The 21,527-nt window shown below is 53.0% G+C and carries 17 protein-coding genes; 14 read left to right on the top strand and 3 right to left on the bottom strand.

The features are described 5' to 3' along the window. Positions 1-31 precede the first annotated feature (31 nt). Genes RUMCAL_RS03190 through RUMCAL_RS03200 form a run of 3 tightly spaced genes read right to left on the bottom strand, consistent with a single transcriptional unit; the run spans position 32 to position 4,718 of the window. A complete protein-coding gene (locus RUMCAL_RS03190; RefSeq protein WP_021681064.1) occupies positions 32-2,659 on the bottom strand; it encodes a transglutaminase-like domain-containing protein in 2,628 nt (875 codons plus the stop codon). Beyond that, positions 2,656-3,774 (bottom strand): DUF58 domain-containing protein, encoded by a 1,119-nt coding sequence (locus tag RUMCAL_RS03195; protein ID WP_040646758.1) that lies wholly within the window; start codon positions 3,772-3,774, stop codon positions 2,656-2,658. The genes RUMCAL_RS03190 and RUMCAL_RS03195 overlap by 4 nt, the downstream gene beginning before the upstream one ends. Before the next feature lie 5 nt (positions 3,775-3,779). Then, positions 3,780-4,718: an AAA family ATPase gene (locus tag RUMCAL_RS03200; RefSeq protein WP_021681066.1), complete on the bottom strand. Its 939-nt coding sequence runs from the start codon at positions 4,716-4,718 to the stop codon at positions 3,780-3,782. A gap of 343 nt (positions 4,719-5,061) precedes the next feature. On the opposite strand from RUMCAL_RS03200, the gene RUMCAL_RS03205 reads away from it, so the two are divergent. From RUMCAL_RS03205 to RUMCAL_RS03275, 14 genes are all read left to right on the top strand, one after another. Further along, complete coding sequence (locus RUMCAL_RS03205) at positions 5,062-5,595, top strand: inorganic diphosphatase (RefSeq protein WP_040646760.1); 534 nt, start codon at positions 5,062-5,064, stop codon at positions 5,593-5,595. Positions 5,596-5,683: 88 nt separating this feature from the next. Beyond that, the gene (locus RUMCAL_RS03210) at positions 5,684-6,835 is read left to right on the top strand and encodes a ribose-phosphate pyrophosphokinase (RefSeq protein ID WP_021681069.1); all 1,152 of its coding nucleotides are present in this window, start codon (positions 5,684-5,686) and stop codon (positions 6,833-6,835) included. A 648-nt stretch (positions 6,836-7,483) separates the two neighbouring features. After that, complete coding sequence (alaS, locus tag RUMCAL_RS03220) at positions 7,484-10,129, top strand: alanine--tRNA ligase (protein WP_021681072.1); 2,646 nt, start codon at positions 7,484-7,486, stop codon at positions 10,127-10,129. Between the two features lie 2 nt (positions 10,130-10,131). Next, positions 10,132-10,494: a histidine triad nucleotide-binding protein gene (locus RUMCAL_RS03225; RefSeq protein ID WP_021681073.1), complete on the top strand. Its 363-nt coding sequence runs from the start codon at positions 10,132-10,134 to the stop codon at positions 10,492-10,494. A 13-nt stretch (positions 10,495-10,507) separates the two neighbouring features. Then, positions 10,508-11,050, top strand: coding sequence for a phosphoribosyltransferase family protein (locus RUMCAL_RS03230; protein ID WP_021681074.1), 543 nt, complete (start codon positions 10,508-10,510; stop codon positions 11,048-11,050). A 13-nt stretch (positions 11,051-11,063) separates the two neighbouring features. Further along, a complete protein-coding gene (locus tag RUMCAL_RS03235; protein ID WP_021681075.1) occupies positions 11,064-13,130 on the top strand; it encodes a ComEC/Rec2 family competence protein in 2,067 nt (688 codons plus the stop codon). Between the two features lie 200 nt (positions 13,131-13,330). Continuing rightward, positions 13,331-14,410, top strand: coding sequence for a DNA polymerase III subunit delta (holA, locus tag RUMCAL_RS03240; protein ID WP_021681077.1), 1,080 nt, complete (start codon positions 13,331-13,333; stop codon positions 14,408-14,410). Beyond that, on the top strand, positions 14,379-14,954 hold the full coding sequence (locus RUMCAL_RS03245; RefSeq protein ID WP_021681078.1) for a ribonuclease M5: 576 nt from the start codon (positions 14,379-14,381) through the stop codon (positions 14,952-14,954). Before holA ends, RUMCAL_RS03245 begins: the two co-directional genes overlap by 32 nt. 15 nt (positions 14,955-14,969) lie before the next feature. Further along, positions 14,970-16,346 carry an MBOAT family O-acyltransferase gene (locus RUMCAL_RS03250; RefSeq protein WP_021681079.1) on the top strand — a complete coding sequence of 459 codons (1,377 nt, stop codon included), beginning with the start codon at positions 14,970-14,972 and terminating at the stop codon, positions 16,344-16,346. A 15-nt stretch (positions 16,347-16,361) separates the two neighbouring features. Further along, positions 16,362-17,513 (top strand): DHHW family protein, encoded by a 1,152-nt coding sequence (locus RUMCAL_RS03255; RefSeq protein ID WP_040646764.1) that lies wholly within the window; start codon positions 16,362-16,364, stop codon positions 17,511-17,513. Next, the gene (locus RUMCAL_RS03260; protein ID WP_021681081.1) at positions 17,510-18,370 is read left to right on the top strand and encodes a PHP domain-containing protein; all 861 of its coding nucleotides are present in this window, start codon (positions 17,510-17,512) and stop codon (positions 18,368-18,370) included. The genes RUMCAL_RS03255 and RUMCAL_RS03260 overlap by 4 nt, the downstream gene beginning before the upstream one ends. Before the next feature lie 57 nt (positions 18,371-18,427). Then, the gene (locus tag RUMCAL_RS03265) at positions 18,428-19,714 is read left to right on the top strand and encodes a hypothetical protein (protein ID WP_040646766.1); all 1,287 of its coding nucleotides are present in this window, start codon (positions 18,428-18,430) and stop codon (positions 19,712-19,714) included. 157 nt (positions 19,715-19,871) lie between these two features. Beyond that, on the top strand, positions 19,872-20,900 hold the full coding sequence (locus RUMCAL_RS03270) for a 3-deoxy-7-phosphoheptulonate synthase (RefSeq protein WP_040646768.1): 1,029 nt from the start codon (positions 19,872-19,874) through the stop codon (positions 20,898-20,900). 96 nt (positions 20,901-20,996) lie between these two features. Further along, entirely contained in the window at positions 20,997-21,494 is a 498-nt protein-coding gene (locus tag RUMCAL_RS03275) for an HD domain-containing protein (protein ID WP_021681085.1), read from the top strand. The last annotated feature ends 33 nt before the right edge of the window (positions 21,495-21,527 follow it).

A 21,527-nucleotide genomic window follows, 5' to 3' on the forward strand; every position in this document is an offset into this window, starting at 1 on the left:
ATCTGTCGCACAATCTTTGTGCGGTATTGCCTCAGATCAGATGCAGTAAATATTTCATACAAAACCGCTTCAGCGGATTGCATCGTTTGAAAATGGCATCTGCCAGAGCAGAAGCCTCTGCGGCAGCTTGTCGCTGTTCTGCCATTTCCGGATCCTGTTTCCCGAATTCCATTGCCAGAATCATGGGAATGATCTGTTCCGGAGCCGTTGCAGGCAGTTTCTGCTGCCGGAGATGCTGCACTGCCTTTTCGCAGAATTCCAGCAGCGGCTCCTGCCGGAACCGCAGTCCTGTCCAACGTAGAAGCCGGAACAGATAGCGGTACATGGCATGAACTGCCTGCCGTGGGTGACGGGTATCCAGAAAGACATTCTGCCGGTATCGGACATGGAGCAGCCGCAGCAAAACCGCTGCCCCAATGAAAAGCCCGATGCAGATCGCCCAGATCAGCAGCCGCACTGCAACCGCAGCGAAGCCGGGTATCGAACCGTCGGCGGGTTTGCTGCCGGCAATGGTGTTGTCTTTCGGAGCCGCCATGCTGTCGGAAATTTCGGTAGAGGTCAGTGCGGCACTGGTCATCTCCTCCGGCGTTGCAGAGGTGTTGTTTTCCGGCGTAGTATCGACAGTGGTTTCCGTGGAGGGCTCCGACGGTACTTCCTCTGTGTCGCTGTCCGGCTGTAGCTCTGCGGTGTAGCCGGGAGTCATTTCAAAGGGCAGCCAACCGTAGCCGTCAATGTAAAACTCACACCATGCGTGAGCCTTTTTGTTGGGGACGTTGACGACATAACGCCCGTCACGGATAGAAGCACTGTTCAGGACTTCGCTGTCCACCAGATACCCTTCGCAATAGCGTGCGGGAATTCCCAGGTGCCGTGCCAGAATGGTGCCGGCGGTGGCGAAGTGCATGCAGTAGCCCTTGTGATTTTCCAGCAGGAAGAAGTTGACATAGTCGCGGTTTCGCGGCGTTTTTCCGGGAGCAAGGTCGTACTCCGCCTGCTCCGAGAGCCACGCCCGAATCTCACATAGTGCCGCATAGCGTTCCTGGGTGGTCTGCGGGTGAGCGTTTTGCAGCGATTCCGGCATAGCGGCATATACCGCATCTAGGGCTTCGCTTTCCGGCAGCCTTGTATAAACATCTGCGGCAAAATCACGGTAGGCGACAGATTCCAGAAACGCCGCCGGAATTACTTTTCCCTGCACACCGTCAGGAGCCGTTGCAATTTGATTTGCCGAAAACCGCGTGGAGATCGTCACATCAGAGCCGTTGCTGGGCACATGCAGAATGTCCATAAAAGACCGTACCGCATCATTGCTCCACGAGGAATTAAACGAAATCGAAGCTGGTTCCTGCTGTGAGAGCACCGACAAGATCTCCGGCGGAAGCTGTGCCGCTGTCCAGTCGTAGCTGTCGCGGCTTTTCGGACGAAAATCGACATCTTCCAGATAGGAAACATCAGACGAAAATGCCGCATAGGGCTGATAATATCTGCCGTCCCGCCGCTGCGGGGTAATGGTGCAGTGATACGTACCGGAATCCGGCTCACTGGTCTGCTGAAACAAAAACGGAAAATTCTGCGGGTTGCAGTCGTAGCTTTCCAGTATCGGAAAGACCATATCGCTGTTGACCGCCTCTGTATCTGAAGTCAGTGTGTCCCAGCAGTTTTTCCCATAGGTGCTGCCGGTATAGCTTTTCAGATACATGGTGCTTTCCGGCAGATCGTCCAGCGTCAGCTTCAGATCTGTCCGGTCGTATATCCGCTGTTTGGCAGTGTTTCCGAGGGTGACAGTCTGGTTGTTGCCCATGCCGATTGCCGCAGCGATCTTGCGAATGCTCTGGGGCAGATTCTGAATGTCGAAATCCGCCAGACTTTCACTGATCTCCTGCCGCCGCAGCTTGTCCGATTCCGGACGGCTGTACCCCTGCCATGTGCCTGTCAGGGAAACTGTTCCGTATACCAGCAGAATCAGCAATGCTGTGAGAGAACCGCCGATTGCGGAGGTACGCTGTGTGCAGCGGATCTTCTCCCGTCCCCACAGTGCCGGAAACCGCAGTGCCAGCATGCCGCCCCAGTATGCCAGAAGCAGTCCCATTGCCGGAACGCTGACAGGGATTCCCAGATACAGCCCCGGCTCTGCAAGCAGGAAAGAAACTGCGGTAGGCAGTGTGAAATGCGGCTTTCGAATGGTGAAGAAGGCAAAGAGAAATGCCAGCAGTTCCGCCACAAGTGTGCCGGTCAGCGTTGCCGCAAAAGTGATGTTTGCCCTTTTGGCAATCTGAAAATATGCGATATTTGTATTGTGAGCCGTCTGGTAGACCACATTGAAAATGGCATGAAAACCCAGCACGATCTGTTTGGAAAACAGGGCAGACATGCCCAGAAGCACCAGAACAAAACCCAGTGTCAGCTTTCCGCTGTGCTTCGGCAAAAACTGGAGCAGGGAAGCCAGCAGGAAACCGCCGACTGCCAGCGGCAGAAAGATTCCTTTTCGAATGTTTGTCCCGTAGAGGTCGCAGATGACCAGCACAGAGCCGAAATACCCCAGTGCTGTCAGGAACAATTGCAGCAGCTTCGCCGTGTTCCGCTTGGTCGGGTTGTCCAGATCATATCGTACCGCTTCTTCCTCGATTTTCAGAGAACAGGGGACGTGTGTCTTTTTCATGCTGCACCTCCCTCGGAATCTGTCAGTGTCCGATAGACGATTTCTGCCCCGTTGCCGGCAATGGAAACGTGTTTGTCCGAGCCGGCAGCTTTCGCAGTAAACACTTTCTGAAACGGCGGATTTTCCAGAATCGTATCTGTCACACAGAACGCCGCCGTTTCTCCAAGGCTCTCCCAGTGGGAAAGGCAGGCGGCAGCATCGGCTTCCGGCGGTGTTTCCAGCAGATTTTCCAACAGCGGCAGCAGGGACTGTTCCTCTGTAATGGTTTCGCTCCGGTGCCAGTCAGAACGGCAGAACACCACCGTCACACCATCTTGGTTGGCACAGAAAAAGGCAGTACACGCCTGCAACGCTTCCAGCATAGCGTCCAGTTCCTGCCCGCGTTCCTGCGGGTTATCTGCCTGCACAGCATAGAGAAATGCCACCGTCACCGGCGTGCGTGCAGGAATGCCGTACTCCCGCACCACTGGTTCCGGAAAGCGGCTGCTCAGTTTCCAGTGAATGGCACGCATGCGGTCGCCGCTGCGGTATTCCCGTACACCCAGAAATTCCTCCGGCTCCGTGGTGGGCTGCATCACTGCATCTTCGCCGGCTTGCAGCGGAGATGTACTTGCCGGCGGCTGTGGCACTTCCGGCAGGGCAGTCGCAGAAAAGGCGGCGGAAAACCGCTTGCGGTGAGAGAACAGCAGCAGGGTGTCCAGCACCTGAACCGATTGCAGGGTAACGTGAACTGCACCGGCATGCTCCGGCGTGACCGGCACATGGATACAGACAGTCTGCCGCGGCGGAACTGCTTCGTGAAATTCAACATCGTCCAGTTCTGTCAGCGTTTCATTTTCCAGATGTATGCGGAAAATCACAGTGCTGATAGGAAATATCGTGGGATTTTTCAGCCGCACACAGCAGGAAAACGGCTCGCCGATATGTGCATGCGGCTTCGGCGGCACCAGTTCTGCCTGTAACTTTGCCCCGCTGTAATGTGCTGCAAAGAAAAGCAACGCCGGCAAAAGCAGGATACACAGCAGCAAATACGCCGAGAACTGGGGCAGATACAGACAAAAGAACAAATAACAAACGCCGGCAAGCAGCAGATAGAGAATTTTCAGTGTCCGCATCGCGTTCACCGTCTGTCCGGCATGGGAGCCGGTACCTGATGCAGCACCTCGTCCAGCACTTGCTCCGCTGCCACGCCGCCTTTGGTCAGGATTCGGTGTGCCAGTACGTCCTGACACAGGGGCATGATGTCGTCCGGCAGCAGATAATCCCGTCCGCGGAGCATTGCCATTGCCTTTGCCGACTGGATCAGTGCCAGCGTTCCTCTGGGGCTGACACCGAGGACAGCCTGCGGGTGTTCCCGTGTGGCTCTGGAAACCGAAGCCGCGTAGTAATACAGGCGGTCGTCCACATAGACTGCCGCAGCCTGCTGCTGTAATGCCTCCAGCTGCTCCGGTGTGCACACCGGCTGGACATCTTCCAGCGGATCGCGGGCGGCATGTCCTTTTAAAATTGCCACCTCGTCCTGAATCTCCGGATACCCCATGTGCAGCCGCATCAGAAAGCGGTCCAGCTGAGATTCCGGCAGGGACTGCGTGCCCACACAGCCCAGCGGGTTCTGGGTGGCAATGACCAGATGCGGGCGGGGCAGGGCGTAGGTCTTGCCCTCTACAGTGACGTTGCTCTCTTCCATTGCCTCCAGCAGAGCTGCCTGTGTCTTGCTGGAGGTGCGGTTGATCTCGTCCGCGAGGAGCAGGTGACAAAAAAGTGCTCCCGGCTGGAACACGAATGTTCCGGTATTTTTTTCATAGACCGAAAAGCCTGTCAGGTCGGAGGGCAACACGTCCGGCGTAAACTGTACCCGACGGCAGTTCAGCCCCAGAGCCTTGGAAAACGCCATGGCAAGGGTGGTTTTCCCGACACCGGGCATGTCCTCCATCAGCACGTGTCCGCCTGCCAGAAATGCAAGCAGTACTTTCGTCAAAACGAGGTCTTTTCCGATAACAGCTTTTTGCACCTCCCGCAGGATCGCGGCGGGGAGTGTACGGGTTGTGGTAACTGGCATAATTTTCTCCTGTTCCGGCGAGTATGTGCCGCCGGCTTCACATCTTTTTCATGATATATGATTTATTATATCATTTTTTTGGGGTTTTTGCAAGCGTTCTGTCTGTCTTTTCCGCAAAATCCCCGCGTGTTTTTTTGTTTGCTTTCGGTAAAAACGGCGAAAAAACAAAAATGCGGAAAAAAAGCAGCGGGAGGATATTGACAAAACCACAAAAAATGTTATACTAGAATAAGAGCGGCATGGCAGAAAGCTTGTCCGTCAGTTTTCTGCCGTGCTCCGGAAAGAACGTGTTTTTGGCGGCGGCTTCGCCGAAAAATTTCTTGAGGAAAGGAAACATGGATTGATGAATATCTGGCATGATATAAATCCCAAGCGGATTACAGTGGACGAGTTTGTGGCTGTGGTGGAAATCCCGAAGAACAGCAAGGTCAAATACGAACTGAACAAGGACACCGGCATTCTGGAAATGGACCGGATCCTGTACACTTCCACCCATTATCCGGCAAATTATGGCTTTATTCCCCGCACCTATGCAGATGACGGTGACCCGCTGGACGTGCTGGTGCTCTGTTCTCAGACGCTGCACCCTATGACACTGGTGCGGAGCTATCCCATTGGCGTGATCCATATGATCGATAACGGGCAGCGGGACGACAAGATTGTCGCGATTCCGTGTAATGACCCGACATACAACAGCTATCACAACATCGACGATCTGCCCCGTCATATTTTTGAGGAGATCGTGCACTTCTTTCAGGTGTACAAAGAGCTGGAACATAAGACGACCGCGGTGGACGAAGTGGAAGACGTTTACGCAGCAAAGGAGATCATTGCGGCAGACATCGACCACTATATCGACAAGTTTTGTAAGGCTTGACCGGCACGGGGAAAAGTAATCAATGGTGCGTTTCTCCGTCCAGATCGGCGGTTAGGTGTGCCTAAATATAGAAAGAGGTATTTGAGTTATGGTATCAGCATCAGACATTTTGTTCAATCACGGAACCAGCGTTGCACCGCTCGGACTGATTGCAATGAAAGGTGCAGAGGAACTGGGCAATAAGCTGAATGACTACTTGGTGAACTGGGCTCACAAGGGTGGTTATGATGTAGACACATTCCTGATCGAATCGGAATGCCCGCGTTTTTCTTCCGGTGACGGCAAGGGACTGATCAAGTCCACTGTCCGCGGTAAGGATCTGTTCATCATTGTGGACGTAGGAAACTACAACGTAAAATATCAGATGTACGATCAGATGAACGCAATGTCGCCGGACGACCACTATCAGGATCTGAAGCGTCTGATTCAGGCAGCCAGCGGTAAGGCACACCGTATCAACGTGATCATGCCGATCCTGTACGGCGGCCGTCAGCACCGCCGGAACTACCGCGAATCTCTGGACTGTGCCTGTGCACTGCAGGAACTGTATCAGATGGGCGTGTCCAACATTCTGACTGTAGATGCACACGACCCCCGCGTACACAATGCCATTCCGCTGATGGGCTTTGACAACATGATGCCGTCCTATCAGGTGCTGAAGGCAATGTTCAAGACGATCCCGCATCTCAAGACAACACCGGACGAGTTTATGGTCATCAGTCCGGACGAGGGTGCTCTGAACCGGAACATGTACTACGCTTCTATGCTGGGCGTACCGATGGGTATGTTCTACAAGCGCCGTGACTATGCCAAGATCATCAACGGACATAACCCGATCGTAGCACACGAATATCTGGGTAACTCCGTAGAAGGCAAGGACGTATTTATTGCCGACGATATTATTTCCTCCGGCGAATCTATGCTGGATATTGCTTACGCTCTGAAGGAACGCAAGGCTCGCCGCGTGTTCTGCTATGCAACTTACGGTCTGTTCGTCAACGGTCTGGAAAAGTTCGATAAGGCAAATGAAGACGGCTATATCGATGCTGTATTCTCCACCAACCTGACTTACCGCACCGATGCTCTGCTGTCCCGTGAGTGGTTCCACGAAGTAGACTGCTCCAAGTACATTTCCTACTTCATCGCATCTCTGAACCACGATGTTTCCATCGGCAATGTCATTGACCCGAACGCAAAGATCAAGGCACTGCTGGAACGCAGAAACAAGGAAAACGCATAAGGCAACTCCGCACAAAGCCCGCCTGACGGCTTTGCCATAAGTTTTGATAAATACAGGAGAACATGCTCCTAGGGCAACACCGCACAAAGCCCGCCTGACGGCTTTGCACGCAATCTGCGTGCAGATTTTTCGTCATATTGCCCAGAAATCCCTTGCCATACGGAAAGTATGCCTGCGGAATTTCTATGCAATCTGTCGACCGAAAAATCTGACGACGCATCTTACCACAAGCTTTGCGCGGTGTTGCCCTGGAAAAACTGCTGTGCCGTTTTTGCCGGTGCGGCAGTTTTTTTCTGTCTGTTTGCGAAAAAAACAGTTGACAAACAGCACGAGATTTGCTATACTAATAATGATGTTGATATAAAATGGGCGAGGAACGGAATAACTGTCAGAACAGCCGTGACAGAGAGAGCAGGTCTGGTGAAACTGCTCCGGTATGTGGACAGGTGCTACCCGCGAGCCTTTCCGGAAAACCGGAACGTATTTCCTGCGTTAGAGGAAAAGAGGGAAATGCAAATTTCCGAACTTGGGTGGTAACACGAAGGCCTTCGTCCCATTTGGCGGCGACGGTCTTTTTTTGTGCTCTCTGCGACTGCGGAGAGATGCGACAACACCGTATTTTTCAAGGAAAAAGGAGTCTGAAAACCAATGAAGTGGCAAGGTGTAAACGAATTACGTGAAAAGTATTTGTCGTTTTTTGAGAGCAAGGGACATACCCGTCTGCCCAGCTTTTCGCTGGTACCGCAGGGGGATAAGAGCCTGCTGCTGATCAATTCCGGTATGGCACCGCTGAAAAAATATTTTCTGGGACAGGCAGTTCCGCCGAATACCCGTGTGACGACCTGTCAGAAGTGTATCCGTACACCGGATATTGAACGTGTCGGTCAGACCGCACGTCACGGCACCTATTTCGAGATGCTGGGTAACTTCTCTTTCGGCGATTACTTTAAGATCGAAGCAATCACATGGGCATGGGAATTTTTCACCAAGGTGCTGGAAATGCCGGCAGATAAGCTGTATGTTTCTGTTTTCGAAAATGACGACGAAGCCTATGACATGTGGACCAAGCAGATCGGCGTGGCAGAAGACCACATGGTTCGTCTGGGCAGAGAAGATAACTTCTGGGAACACGGTTCCGGCCCCTGCGGTCCGTGTTCGGAGATCTACTTTGACCGTGGACCGGAAAAGGGCTGCGGCAAGCCGGACTGCCACGTTGGCTGCGACTGCGACCGCTATGTAGAAGTATGGAATCTGGTATTCAGCCAGTTCGACAGTGACGGCAACGGTCACTATACCGAAATGGAACACAAGAACATCGATACTGGTATGGGTCTGGAACGTCTGGCATGTGTCATGCAGGGCGTAGACAACCTGTTCGAAGTAGATACCGTGCAGAATATCATGAAGCACGTCTGCCGCATCGCCGGTGTTACCTATAACGCAGACGAAAAGACCGATGTGGCTCTCCGCGTGATCACCGACCATATCCGCAGCACCACATTCATGATCGGTGACGGTGTAATGCCGTCCAACGCAGGCCGTGGCTACGTGCTTCGCCGCCTGCTCCGCCGTGCCGCAAGATACGGCAGACTGATCGGCATCAAGAAGCCGTTCCTGTATGAAGTGGTAGAAACTGTTATTCACGAAAACGCTTCCGCATATCCGGAGCTGGAAGAAAAGAAAGCTTATATCCGCAAGATCGTGGAGGAAGAAGAAAAGACTTTCGCCAAGACTGTGGACAAGGGCTTCGATATGCTGTCCGGCATTCTGACACAGCTGAAAGCAGAGGGCAAGGATACCGTTTCCGGCGAAGATGCATTCAAGCTGTCGGATACCTACGGCTTCCCCATTGACTTGACGGAAGAAATCGCTGCGGAGCAGGGCGTATCGGTAGACCGTGAACGCTTTGCTGCACTGGTAGAAGAACAGCGGAATCGTGCAAGAGAGGACTACCACAATAAGGCAGGTTCTTCTTGGGCAGAAGGCGGTCTGCAAATGGATGCTCCGGCAACGGTTTTCACCGGTTATAGTCACACCGCTGAAGAAGATGCCAAGGTCGTTGCCATTTTCCGTGACGGCGAATCGGTAGACACTGCTGCGGAGGGTGAACCGGCTGTAGTTGTTCTGGATAAGACACCGTTCTACGCAGAAAGCGGCGGACAGATCGGCGATTCCGGTTCTGTTACCACACCGGACAGCACTTTCACCGTAGAAACTACCAGCAAGACAGAAAACGGTCACTATCTGCATCTGGGTGCTATGACAGAGGGTGCACTCCATGTAGGTGATACCGTTTCTGCAAAGATCGATGCAGACAAACGCAGCAGAACCATGCGGAACCACACTGCGGCACACTTGCTGCAAGCTGCTCTGCGGAGCGTTCTGGGCGACCATGTACATCAGGCTGGTCAGCTGGTAACCGACAGCCGCTGCCGTTTTGACTTCTCGCACTTTGCAGCAATGACACATGAGGAGATCAAGCAGGCAGAGGCTCTGGTCAACGAAAAGATTCTGGAAGCAATTCCGGTCGTGACACAGGAACTGCCCATTGCCGAAGCCAGAAAGCTGGGAGCAATGGCTCTGTTCGGCGAAAAGTACGGCGATGTTGTTCGCGTTGTTACTGTAGGCGATTATTCTGTAGAATTCTGCGGCGGTACGCATGTGGATAATACCGCAAAGCTGGGTCTGTTCCGCATTCTGTCCGAGAGTTCCGTTGCCTCTGGTGTCCGCCGTATCGAAGCAGTTACCGGCACCGGCGTACTGGAACTGCTGGATTCCTATGAGCAGACCATGGCTTCTGCTGCAAAGGCAATGAAGCTGAGCAACACCACCGGACTGGCAGAACACTGTGCAGCACTGGTGGCAGACAATAAGGAGAAGGATCGTCAGATCGAATCCCTGAACCAGAAGATCTCCGATGCACAGATGGCTGCTATTTTCGACAATGCCAAGGCTGTCAATGGTGTCAAGGTGGTTTCCGCAATGCTCAATGGCACTACACCGCAGGTACTGCGGAAGATGGGCGACACCATTAAGGATATGAAGGAACCGGTCGTTGCAGTTCTCGCAAGCGTCAATGGCGAAAAGGGTAATCTGGTTTGTGCATGCTCTGCTGCTGCCCGTGATAAGGGTGCTCACGCCGGCAAGATCGTACAGCGTGTTGCAGCAGTTACCGGCGGCAAGGGCGGCGGTAAGCCGGACAGTGCAATGGCTGGTATCGGCAAGACCTATATGGTAGACGAAGCACTGCTGGCACTGGACGGCATTGCTGCGGAATTCCTGAAGGAGGACTAATCATGGAAGATTGCCTGTTTTGTAAGATCATTGCGGGAGAGATCCCCAGCACAAAGGTCTATGAAGATGACACTGTGTATGTGTTCAAAGATATTAACCCGATCACTCCCATTCACTATTTGCTGATCCCGAAGCAGCACATCTGCTGTGCCGCAAAGATCACGCCGGAAAATTCCGCAGTCGTAGGGCACATCTATGAAGTGGCTGCCAAGATCGCGGAAAAAGAGGGCATCACAGACGGCTACCGCATTGTGACCAACTGCGGCGAAAATGCTGGTCAGACCGTGTTCCACCTGCATTTCCATATGCTTGCCGGTGTGAAAATGGGCTGGGGTGCTGACGCAGTACAGCCGGTAGAAGAATGAGGAGGTGCTGTCTGTGGCAGCGTATTATACATTGCACATTGCCGGTCTGACACGGGAACTGAAGATCTGCCCGATCAGTGAAAAGCTGGATATTGCGGCGTTTATTCTATTTTCCGATGTGGAACTGACAGAAGCGTGTGCCAGGGAACTGGCAAAGCGTGTGCCGGAATGTGACTACATTCTGACGGCAGAATCCAAAGGCATTCCGCTGGCATACGAAATGTCCCGTCAGCTGAAAGTGCCGTATATCGTAGCACGAAAGTCCGTCAAGGGCTACATGACTGACGTGCTGTCGGTACAGGTGAAATCCATTACCACCGCAGCCGTGCAGACCTTGTATCTGGACGGCGAAAAGGCGGCATGGATGAAGGGCAAGCGTGTGCTGATCGTCGATGATGTCATCAGTACCGGCGATTCCCTCCGTGCTCTCCAGCAGCTGGTAAAGTCCGCCGGCGGAGAGATCGTGGGCAACGCAGCACCTCTCGCAGAGGGTGATGCTGCGGAACGCAAGGATTTGATTTATCTGGAACAATTGCCGTTGTTCTTCAAGGATTGAGGACAAGGTTGAGATGAAACGGAAAATGGTATGGTTTGGGATTCCATGGCTGGCGGGGTTATTCCTTGCCACAGCCTGCCAGACTTCCGTGACGGTGAGTCTGCTTCTGGCGGCATTTCTGCTGCTGGGAGCATTCCGTCTATATCGGCGTATCACCACGGGGCAGCTGCTCTGTGTGGGACTTTCCGCGGCGGCAGCCGCAGGAGCGGTGCTGCTGTATACTACTGCCGTGTACCAGCCGCTTCTGCGATCTGCCGGAACCATAACTACATTTTCCGGCAGAGTTTTCGCGGCAAAAGTCTACGATAACGATCGTGCGTCCTATCAGGTAAAAGGCACGTTTGCGGACGGCAGGCGGGCGAAAATTCTGGTATATACCGACGATGTTGGTGCACGATACGGGGACATGCTGGACGTTGCCGGCGGATTCTCCGCACTGGAGAACAGCTACCTCTGGAACGGGGAGAGTTACTACCGAGCCAAGGAGATTTTCCTACAGGCGAACAATGACGCGTTCGTGTCCTGTACGCCGACGGAAAACGGAAAGCTGGTGCGGGCATTGCAGCAATACCGCGACCGCATTTCTGTGCGGATCTGTACCCTTGCCGGAACGGAAGCCGGCGGTATGGTCAGTGCTATGCTGCTGGGAACAAAAGATACCCTTGCCGATGAAACGAACGACTTGCTGACACATCACGGAATCCGCCACGTGGTATCTGTTTCCGGTCTGCATCTGGTATTGATCTTGTCCATTTGGGGCTGGTTTTGCAGGCGGTTCCACATGCACCGCTGGGCAGTGTTCGGCACAACCACAGTCTGGACAATCCTCTATGCCCTCATGGTGGGAACGCCGATCTCCATTCTGCGAGCCGGTTTCATGTATCTGCTGATGCAGAGTGCACCGCTGTTTTTCCGGCGGGGTGATACCTGTAATTCGCTGTGTATTGCCGGCGTGCTGATGACGATCGGGAACCCATATCTGATACAGGACGCATCTTTTCTGCTGTCCTTTGTCGGAACCTTTGGCATTGGCGTGTTTGCTCCGTGGCTGACCAAACGCCTGCGGAAAAAAGGGCTGGAATGGAGCGTGCTCCGGCAGCTTGCCACAGTGACCAGCGTTTCCGTCTGCGTGTTTCCGGTGACGCTCCTCTATTTTCGGGAAGTGTCTGTGGCATCACCCATTGCGAACCTGTTTTTGGTACCCATTTGTTCCGTGATGCTGGCATTGTCACTGTTGATTTTTCTCACCGGCGGTGTGGGATTTGTGGCAAAACCAGTTTGCTTTCTGCTGAAGCTGCTGTATGACCTCTTAAAACTCATGGCGTATGGACTGCGGGATTTCATTCCGTTTCTGTTTCCCACCGGCTGGAAGTTGCTGCCCATGCTGTGCGGCATTCTGCTGTTGTTCGTGTTGCTGATTTTCTATACCAAACGGAGCCGGAAAGCCGTGTCGCTGGCGATTGTCATTTCCTTTGGAATCCTGCTGGCAGGGCAGGCAGTCTATCGGGCAAGCGAACAGCGTTGCTTTCTGGTCACAGTTCTGGGGCAGAAGCAGGAGGAAGTGGTAGTCGTCACCTATGCCGGAAAAACCGATGTGATCGACCTGACCGGCGACCACCGGAACCCGAAATATGTGGAGGCATACTGTGCCGAACAGGGCATTACCCGCTTGAATACGCTGTGCCTGACGAAATACGCAGACCAGATGCGAATCGCCTATCCGGACGCTCTGTGGGAAATGCCGGTGGCAGAAACCGCGGTGCCGGCAGACTGCTGGATTCCCGCTGATGCAGATTTTATGGAAACAAAGCCGCTGCAAACGGACAAGTTTACAGTGGAGGATACCCAGTACACTCTGACAGAATCTGATGGTATCGTCTGGATCACATTCGGGAATCTGCATTTCTGCGTGGGCACGACCATACAGGAACTGCCCGATACCGCAGATGCGGTGATCTGTACCCGGTGGAATGGTGAACCAGATGCAATGCCGGAGGAAACCTACGCCAAGGAGGACGCGGTGCAGATACGGGTATATCCTGACGGCAGCTGGAATGTGAATACATTAGGGAAACACTGAATAAAGCTTGTGCGTAAGATGCGTAGTCAGATTTTTTGGCAGATTGTCAGAAATTCCGCAGGCAGACTTGGTGTCTGGCAAGGAATTTCTGGGAAATATGGCGGAAAATCTGCAAGCAGATTGCGTGCAAAGCCGTCAGGCGGGCTTTATGCAGTGTTTCCTTAGGGGAAATACTGAATCACAGAGAAAGGAGGCAGTCCATGCCGATTTGTGAACCGAAACAGCTTTCCGCCCAGATTCGAAAGGGCGAACTGCAAAATCTTTACTATATTTACGGTGCCGATCTGGTGCAGGTGAAACAGCTGACTGCCAGCCTGCTGAAGAAAGCCACCGGCGGCAATCCGGACATGGCGCTGACCCGATTTGACGGGCAGAAGCTGGAACTCAAGGCATTGGAAGATGCCGCCCGCCAGTTTTCCATGTTTTCCGCCTATAACTGCATTCAGGTACATAACCTTGATGCCAATACCCTGCGGGAAGATCAGCTGAAACAACTGCTGGAACTGCTTTCTGATGTGGGCGGTGCCACAGTGCTGGTGTTTGATGTCACCGGATTTGACCCGAAAAACGGCAAAAAAACGCCGCAGGGGAAAAACAAAAAGCTGATAGACGGCATCGCCAAACACGGTGTTGTCTGTGAGGCAGTGCAGCGTACCCCGCAGGTGCTGGCAAAGGAACTGTCAGAACTTGCAGAAAAGCGTGGCTGTATATTTCCCAGAGAGAGTGCGGAAGAACTGGTGCGGCTCTGTATGGGCAATACGCTGATTCTCCGCAGCGAACTGGAAAAACTCTGTGCCTATGCCGATAAGGGCGGCACGATCACCACGGCAATGGTGCGGGAGATGACCTCACCCCAGTTGGAATCCACCACGTTTCAGCTGGCAAAAGCCGTGGTTTCCCAGAAACCGAAAGCGGCAATGGCGGAACTGGATAAGCTGTACGCCATGCGAATCAACCGCACATTCATTGTGCACGCGATCGCATCTTCCTTTCTGGATTTGTATCGTGCAGCTGCGGCACTCCGAGCCGGAAAACAGGCAGCAGACGTGAAAGCCGATTTCGGATATGCTTTTGATTTTATGGTGCAGAACGCGTTTCGGGACTGCCGCCGTCTGCCGCCGGAACGGCTTCGTGCCTGCATTCGGGTGCTGCGGGAACTGGAACTGGACTTGAATTCCACTTCCGGAGAAGAACGCGTCATGCTGGAAGCGGCAATTGTGAAAATGCTTGCCATTGCAGGAGGTACATATGATTCATATCGCACAGGCAATTATCGTTGAGGGAAAGTACGACAAGATCAAGCTTTCCTCAATCTTAGATGCTGTGATTCTGGTGACAAACGGGTTTCACATTTTTCACGATGCAGAGAAAATGTCCCTGATACGGTACTATGCCAAGACTACAGGGGTGATTATCCTGACGGATTCCGACACCGCCGGTTTCAAGATCCGTCACTACCTCAAAGGGGCAGTGCATGAGGGAAAGCTGTACCATGTGTACATTCCGGACATTTACGGAAAAGAACGGCGGAAAGATAAACCGTCAGCCGAGGGAAAGCTGGGTGTAGAGGGCATCGACAAAAAGCGGCTGCTGGAAGCGTTCGGGAAAGCAGGCATTCTGGCAGAGGAAGCACCGGAAAAGACAGACCCGATCACCAAGCTGGACTTGTACGAACTGGGACTTTCCGGCGGAGCAGACAGCAAGAACCGCCGCAAAGCCCTGCAAAAAAAGCTGGGACTGCCGGAACTGCTTTCTGCGGCATCTCTGCTGGAAGTGCTGAATACCATGATGACACGGGAAGAACTGCTGAAAATGCTGGCATAAGCAGGGGAGAGGTCTATGCAATTTGCATCATTTACATTGATATTTCTGTTTTTGCCCATTACCATGCTGCTCTTTTACCTGACACCAAACCGCTGGAAACGGGAAGTCATGCTGGGCATCAGTCTGTTGTTTTTGTGTAGCGGCGGTTGGCTGGCGGCGGCGGTGGAAATTTTGCTGACAGCCCTGACCTATGGAGCAGGCTTGCTGCTGGAACATCTGCGGCAGCGAAAACACCTTTCCAGACTGGTTCTGACCGGCAGTATCCTGCTGCACTTCGGGGCACTGCTGCTGTTGCGAAGTGACTGGCTGTTTTCACTCAAGGCAGGGTGGTTTTCCGGAAAGTCGCTGTTCCCGCTGGGACTGGCATTTTTCACCCTGCAAAGCGTAGGGTATTGCATTGACGTGTTCCGCGGTAAGATACACGGTGAAAAAAACTGGCGGCAGCTGGGACTGTATCTGCTGTTTTATCCTCGCCTGATTATGGGACCGGTCGTGTCCTACAGCGTTGCGGTGAAGTCCCTGTGCACGCCGGTGTTTGACATTGCACGTGTGGGACAGGGCTTGCTGCGGTTTCTGGTAGGGCTGGGAAAAAAGCTGATTCTGGCGAACTGGTTGGGCATGCTGTTTCAGACGCTCTGTCAGGCAGACACCGGCACCTATTCTCTGATGCTGGTTTGGCTGGGAGCATTTGCCCAGCTGATGACCTTGTATCTGGAACTGTCCGGCTATGCAGATATGGCGATCGGCTTGGGGCTCTGCTATGGTGTCCGACTGCCGGAAAGCTTCGGAAAGTCGCTGTTCTATCCGTCCATGGCGGCATTTGCCGACCAGTGGAACCGCACCGTAGTGCAGTGGTTCTCCCACTATGTGGGAACGCATTTCCGCGGGAAAAACCATTTTCTCTACCTTTTCGCCATGCTGGCAACATGGGGCTGTATCGGTCTTTGGTATGGCTTCCGGCTGCCGTCGCTGCTGTTCGGACTGCTGATCGGCGGGGCACTCTGGCTGGAGCATCTTCTCTGGAGAAACTCGTATCACTCTGTAATTCGCTATATCCTCACAGCGGTGCTGCTCTCGCTGGGAGCTGTGCTGCTGTCGCTGCCGGACTTGCAGTCCGTCTGGTCGTATGTCCGCATCATGGTAGGGACTGGCAGTCTGGCACCCACTGAAGCTGATGCAGACGTGCTGCGTGCGTATGGACTAATTTTTCTGGCCGCAGTCTACAGCGTGTCCGGAAATTGGCGATACCTGCTGCGGCGGGCAGAGGAACAGTCCTGGTTCCGCCTGCTGCGAACACCGCTGACGCTGCTTGCTGCGTTGCTGCTTCTGGCAGCAAACACCGCCTTTCTGATACAGACCGGCGGTGCAGTGTCCATGCAGCTGTTGCTCTAAGGGAGGTGCATGCTCTTGAAAATCAAACAAGTCCGCCGCTGGAAAAAACAGACTGTGGCGGAGCAGGCAGGCATTGCACGGCGATTTTCCGGCAGACTGCTCTGGGCGGTTTTGCTGCTGGGCGGTATCGGCGGGCTGGTTTCCCTCGGCATGTCCCCGCAAACCAGCAGCCGGAACACATCTGCTTCTTTTCTGGAAAAGGCAGATGCCAGGCTGACTGCGGCTCTGCCGGTGCGGGAACTGTTTCTGAAAACGTTGAGCAACGGTGTTGTTGCCACCGGCGGCAATCGTATCGGGGACGTGTACCTGACAAATAACCGGCTTCTGGAATGCCCGCAGTCGCTGGACACGGCGGCAATGACGGCTTCCGCAGATGCCATTGATCAGTTCTATCAGAAGTACCAGATTCCCACGACTGTGATTGCCGTACCGCCGGCAGGGGAGTTCTACGCGAGCGACCTGCTGGACGGTATGTCTTACCCGTCGCAGATGCCGGCAATCGAAAGCTTCTATCAGGCGATCGATTTGCCCATTCGAAAAATCGACGTGTACCATGTACTGTTTACTGCCACAGAGGACTATATCTATTACCGGACTGATGAGAAGTGGAGCTGTTACGGTGCCTACTGCGTCTACCGCAACGCCATTCAGCGAATGGGATTCGCTCCGATCTCCTATGACCAGTATGTGATTACGCACGCCGGCACATTTCGGGGAAATTTGTATGACAGTTGCTTGTACGACCGCGTAACGCCGGATATGATCGATGTCTACAGCGATGAGGACGGCAGCAAGGTAACAGATATGACTGCATATCCGGCAAACGGCGAACCGGAACAGCGGGAACTGTACCAAACGCAGCCTGACGGCACAGCAGATCTGAACACCTTTTATCTGGGGGAACCCTGTGAGAAACTGGTGATCCGGACAAACCTGAACAATCAGAAAAAACTGCTGCTGTTCAAAGACGATTATGCAGACTGTATGGTGCCGTTTTTGTTACAGCATTACAGTGAGATCTGTATACTGGATGTTACCCAAATGGAACATGGTCTGTCAGAACTGGCAGATGTATCAGATTACACACAGGTGCTGATTCTCTGCGATGCAGACACTTTTGCGGACACCAAGACAGCATCTGCTTTTCGGGAGGGGAAGAACACATGATTGATTTGCACATGCACACCACTTGTTCCGACGGACAGTTTTCGCCGGAAGAAACCATGCGTATGGCACACGAAGCCGGCGTGACAGTTGCCGCCGTTACAGACCACGATACCGCATCGGGAATTTCGCGGGCAAGGGCAGCGGCGGAGCAGTACGGCATGACCTTTTTCTCCGGTATCGAAATCAGTGTACAGGGAGAAAAGGAACTGCATATTCTGGGATATGGGATCCAGCCGGAGAATGCGGCATTGCAGGCGTTTTGCAAAAGGCATGCTGCCGACCGCAAGGAACGCTGCGGAAAAATGCTGGAGTATCTGCACGGGCATGGCGTGCAGATCACACTGGACGATGTCCGCCGCTGCAATGACGGAAAGACTTCTGGCAGACCGCATTTTGCACGGACATTGGTGGAACTGGGCTATGCCTCCTCGGTGCAGGACGCTTTTGAAAAATATCTGACCACACCGGAATTCTATGCCAAAGTAGAACGCCCGAAGCCTACGCCGGAGGAGGGAATCGGTGTGATTCAGAATGCCGGAGGCGTGGCGGTGCTGGCTCACCCACACCAGCTGAAGCTGGAAAACGATGCATTGGAAGCAATGGTGGTACGGCTGAAAGCAGCAGGCTTGCAGGGCATCGAAGCCTACTACAGCCGCCACACGCCGTCGCAGACACAGTTTTATCTGCATCTGGCAGAAAAGTACGATTTGCTGTACACCTGCGGCTCTGACTATCACGGACCAGTCATCAAACCGGATATTGCACTGGGCACTGGAATTTCCAACAATCTTGGCATTTGTGACGAAAAAATTCCGGAACGGCTGTCTGCGGCAATCGCTGCAAAATGTTCCGCTTGACATTTTGGGCGATTCGTATTATAATAGACAGAGATTTTGACGATGGGAGGCAGTGCAATGGAGTTTCATAGAAAACATTCTGTGTGCTTTTTGCTGCTGGGAATGCTGTTCTGTACTGCTGGCTGCACTGCAACAGAGCAGGACTCCACGGCAGAAAAGCCGAAAAAAATGACAGATCTGCCGCCGTTGGTAACAGAGATTTCCACAGAAGATACAACGGCGGAAATTTCCACAGAAACCACACTGGTGACCGAAGAAGCGGAATTGCCGGAACCGGTTTATCAGGCAAAGATGACCGCGTGGGAACTGCCGGAGGAACTGGGCAGTCTGCAAGCAGTACGGGTATACCAGAACACAGTCTACCTGCTGGGTGTCCGGCAGAATGCGGCACAGCAGTCGGAAAGCGTACTCTATTGTGTGTCAGAAGATGCGGAAAGTGCAGAACCAGTCTTTACGCCGCTGTACCCAAACAGCAATGCTTCTGATTTTGTGGGACTGACAGATTTCGACGTGCTCTCTGACGGCACGATCTGCGGGCTGCTCTGTGAAAACGCAGATGCAGTGCCCTATGAGGATCCGACATTCAACCCCGACGATTTCGACTGGGAATCTTATTACGAAAACTATGCCACTCAGTATCAGCTGGTATGGTATGACAAAAATGGTGTCATCTGCAAAAAGCTGGGACTTTCCACACTGCTGGACCTGGATGAAACCTCCAGACAGACGATGGCATTTACCGGTGTCCGCAGTGACGCTTCCGACCACATTTACCTGACGGCAACGATCGATGAATCTGACTGCCTGATGGCATTGGACGGCAATGGTAATCTTTGTCCGGTACAGGGCAATCACAAGAATATGCTTCCGCTGGAATCAGATTATCAGTGGATTCGGTGCAGTTCAGACGGCATGCTGCTGTTGGAATGCGATGCCGAAGATGTACAGCACCTGTCCCATGTTGTTGTAACAGACGGGGCACTCTGGAAAACACAGACGGCTGTTCCGGAACGCATGACCGCAGATACAATGCTGGCGGAGTCGGAAAATGATGACTTTGTGTACGGCATCTGGAACGCCTCCGGTCTGTTCCGCATGTCGGCAAAAAATGCCCTGCCGGAACTGCTCTATCGGTGGAGCGATGCCCACGTAGACTTTTCGAAGCTGGAACGTGTCATGATGCTGCCGGACGAGGAAGTGCTTTTGTCTGCATACACGGCTCAGGGCAATTTGTCACTGGAGTTGTTGGAACCGGATATGAAAAACAAGGAGCCGGATTCTACCGAGCATGTGGAAGAAGAAACCACCGGCGAAACTGTTCCGGTTGCAACACCTGTAAGTTAAGGCAATACCGCACAAGCTATTTGCGGTGTTGCCCCTTGCAATTTTCCGGTAAATATAGTATACTTATAAATGACATTGCTGTGCGGAACGGACAGGCTGCGGCAAAATGCCGAATACGCCGGCAGGATCGAATGCAATGAGAAAGAAGGACGAATACATGAATATGGAATTTATCAGAAAGCTGCCGATTCCGAAGGAACTGAAAGCCCAGTTCTCTCTGTCGGAAAAGCTGGTGAATGTCAAGGCGAAGCGTGATGCGGAGATCAAAAAGGTGTTTACCGGTGAATCCGACAAGAAGCTGCTGATTATCGGACCGTGCTCTGCGGATCGGGAAGACGCTGTTCTGGATTATGTCAGCCGTCTGGCAAAGGTACAGGAAAAGGTACAGGACAAGCTGCTTCTGATCCCGCGGATCTACACCAATAAGCCCCGCACCACTGGTGAAGGCTACAAGGGCATGGTGCACCAGCCGGATCCGGAGAAAAAGGAAGATATGCTGCAGGGACTGATCGCCATTCGCGAACTGCACACCCGTGCCATTGAGCAGACAGGTCTGACTTGTGCAGACGAAATGCTCTATCCGGAAAACCACCGGTATCTGTCTGATCTGCTGTCCTATGTTGCAATTGGTGCACGTTCGGTAGAGAACCAGCAGCACCGCCTGACTGCCAGCGGTCTGGATATTCCGGTGGGTATGAAGAACCCCACCGGCGGCGACCTGTCTGTTATGATGAATTCCCTGACTGCGGCACAGGCTTCTCACGTGTTCCTGTATCGCGGCTGGGAAGTCAAGTCTGCGGGAAATCCGCTGGCACACGCAATTCTCCGCGGTGCAGTAGACCCGCTGGGCAGAACCATTCCCAACTATCACTATGAAGATCTGATCGCACTGTACGAACTGTATCAGAAGAAGAATTACCAGAATCCGGCTGTGATCGTAGATGCAAACCATGCCAATTCCGGCAAGAAATATCTGGAACAGATCCGCATCTGCAACGAAGTACTGCACAGCTGCCGCCACAGCAAAGAAATTGCTTCTCTGGTAAAGGGTTTCATGATCGAAAGCTATATCGAAGACGGAGCACAGAAGATTGGCGAGGGCGTTTATGGTCGGTCGATCACGGATCCTTGTCTGGGCTGGGAAAAGTCCGAACGCCTGATTTACGATATTGCAGATCAGCTTTAAGGCGACAAAGTACCAGGCGTTGTACTTTGTTTCCTGCATGAGAGCGTGTTCCAAAAATGTGGAAACCAGCTCGAAAAGTGAAAGGAGCGAGGTCATATGGCATCAATGAGTCAGTTGACAATGGCAATGGTCACATTGTATAGCGGGGATCCCAAACGGATACAGCATTTTATGAAGGTGTATGCCTTTGCAAAAATGATTGCCGAAGAAGAACAGCTGGGAGCCAAACAGCGGGAGATCGTAGAAGCTGCGGCACTGGTGCATGACATCGGCATTCACGCGGCAGAAAAAAAATATCGTTCTGCCGCGGGAGAATATCAGGAAATCGAAGGACCACCCATTGCACGGGCAATGCTGATGGCACTGGATTTTTCGCCGGCACTCATTAACCGTGTCTGCGATATGGTGGCACATCATCATTCTTATGACAAGATCGACGAGGTTGATCTCCAGATTCTGATCGAAGCAGATTTCATGGTAAACGCCTATGAGGATGGTTTGCCGAAACGGAATATCAAGTCGTTTCGGGATAAGATCTTCCGGACAGAAACGGGGATCCACTACCTGAACGAATTGTTTGCTTTGGAAAACTAAGAGCAATACCGCACAAAGAGCGTCTGGCGACTT

It is taken from the genome of Ruminococcus callidus ATCC 27760 (assembly GCF_000468015.1).
In the GTDB taxonomy this organism is placed as follows: domain Bacteria; phylum Bacillota; class Clostridia; order Oscillospirales; family Ruminococcaceae; genus Ruminococcus_C; species Ruminococcus_C callidus.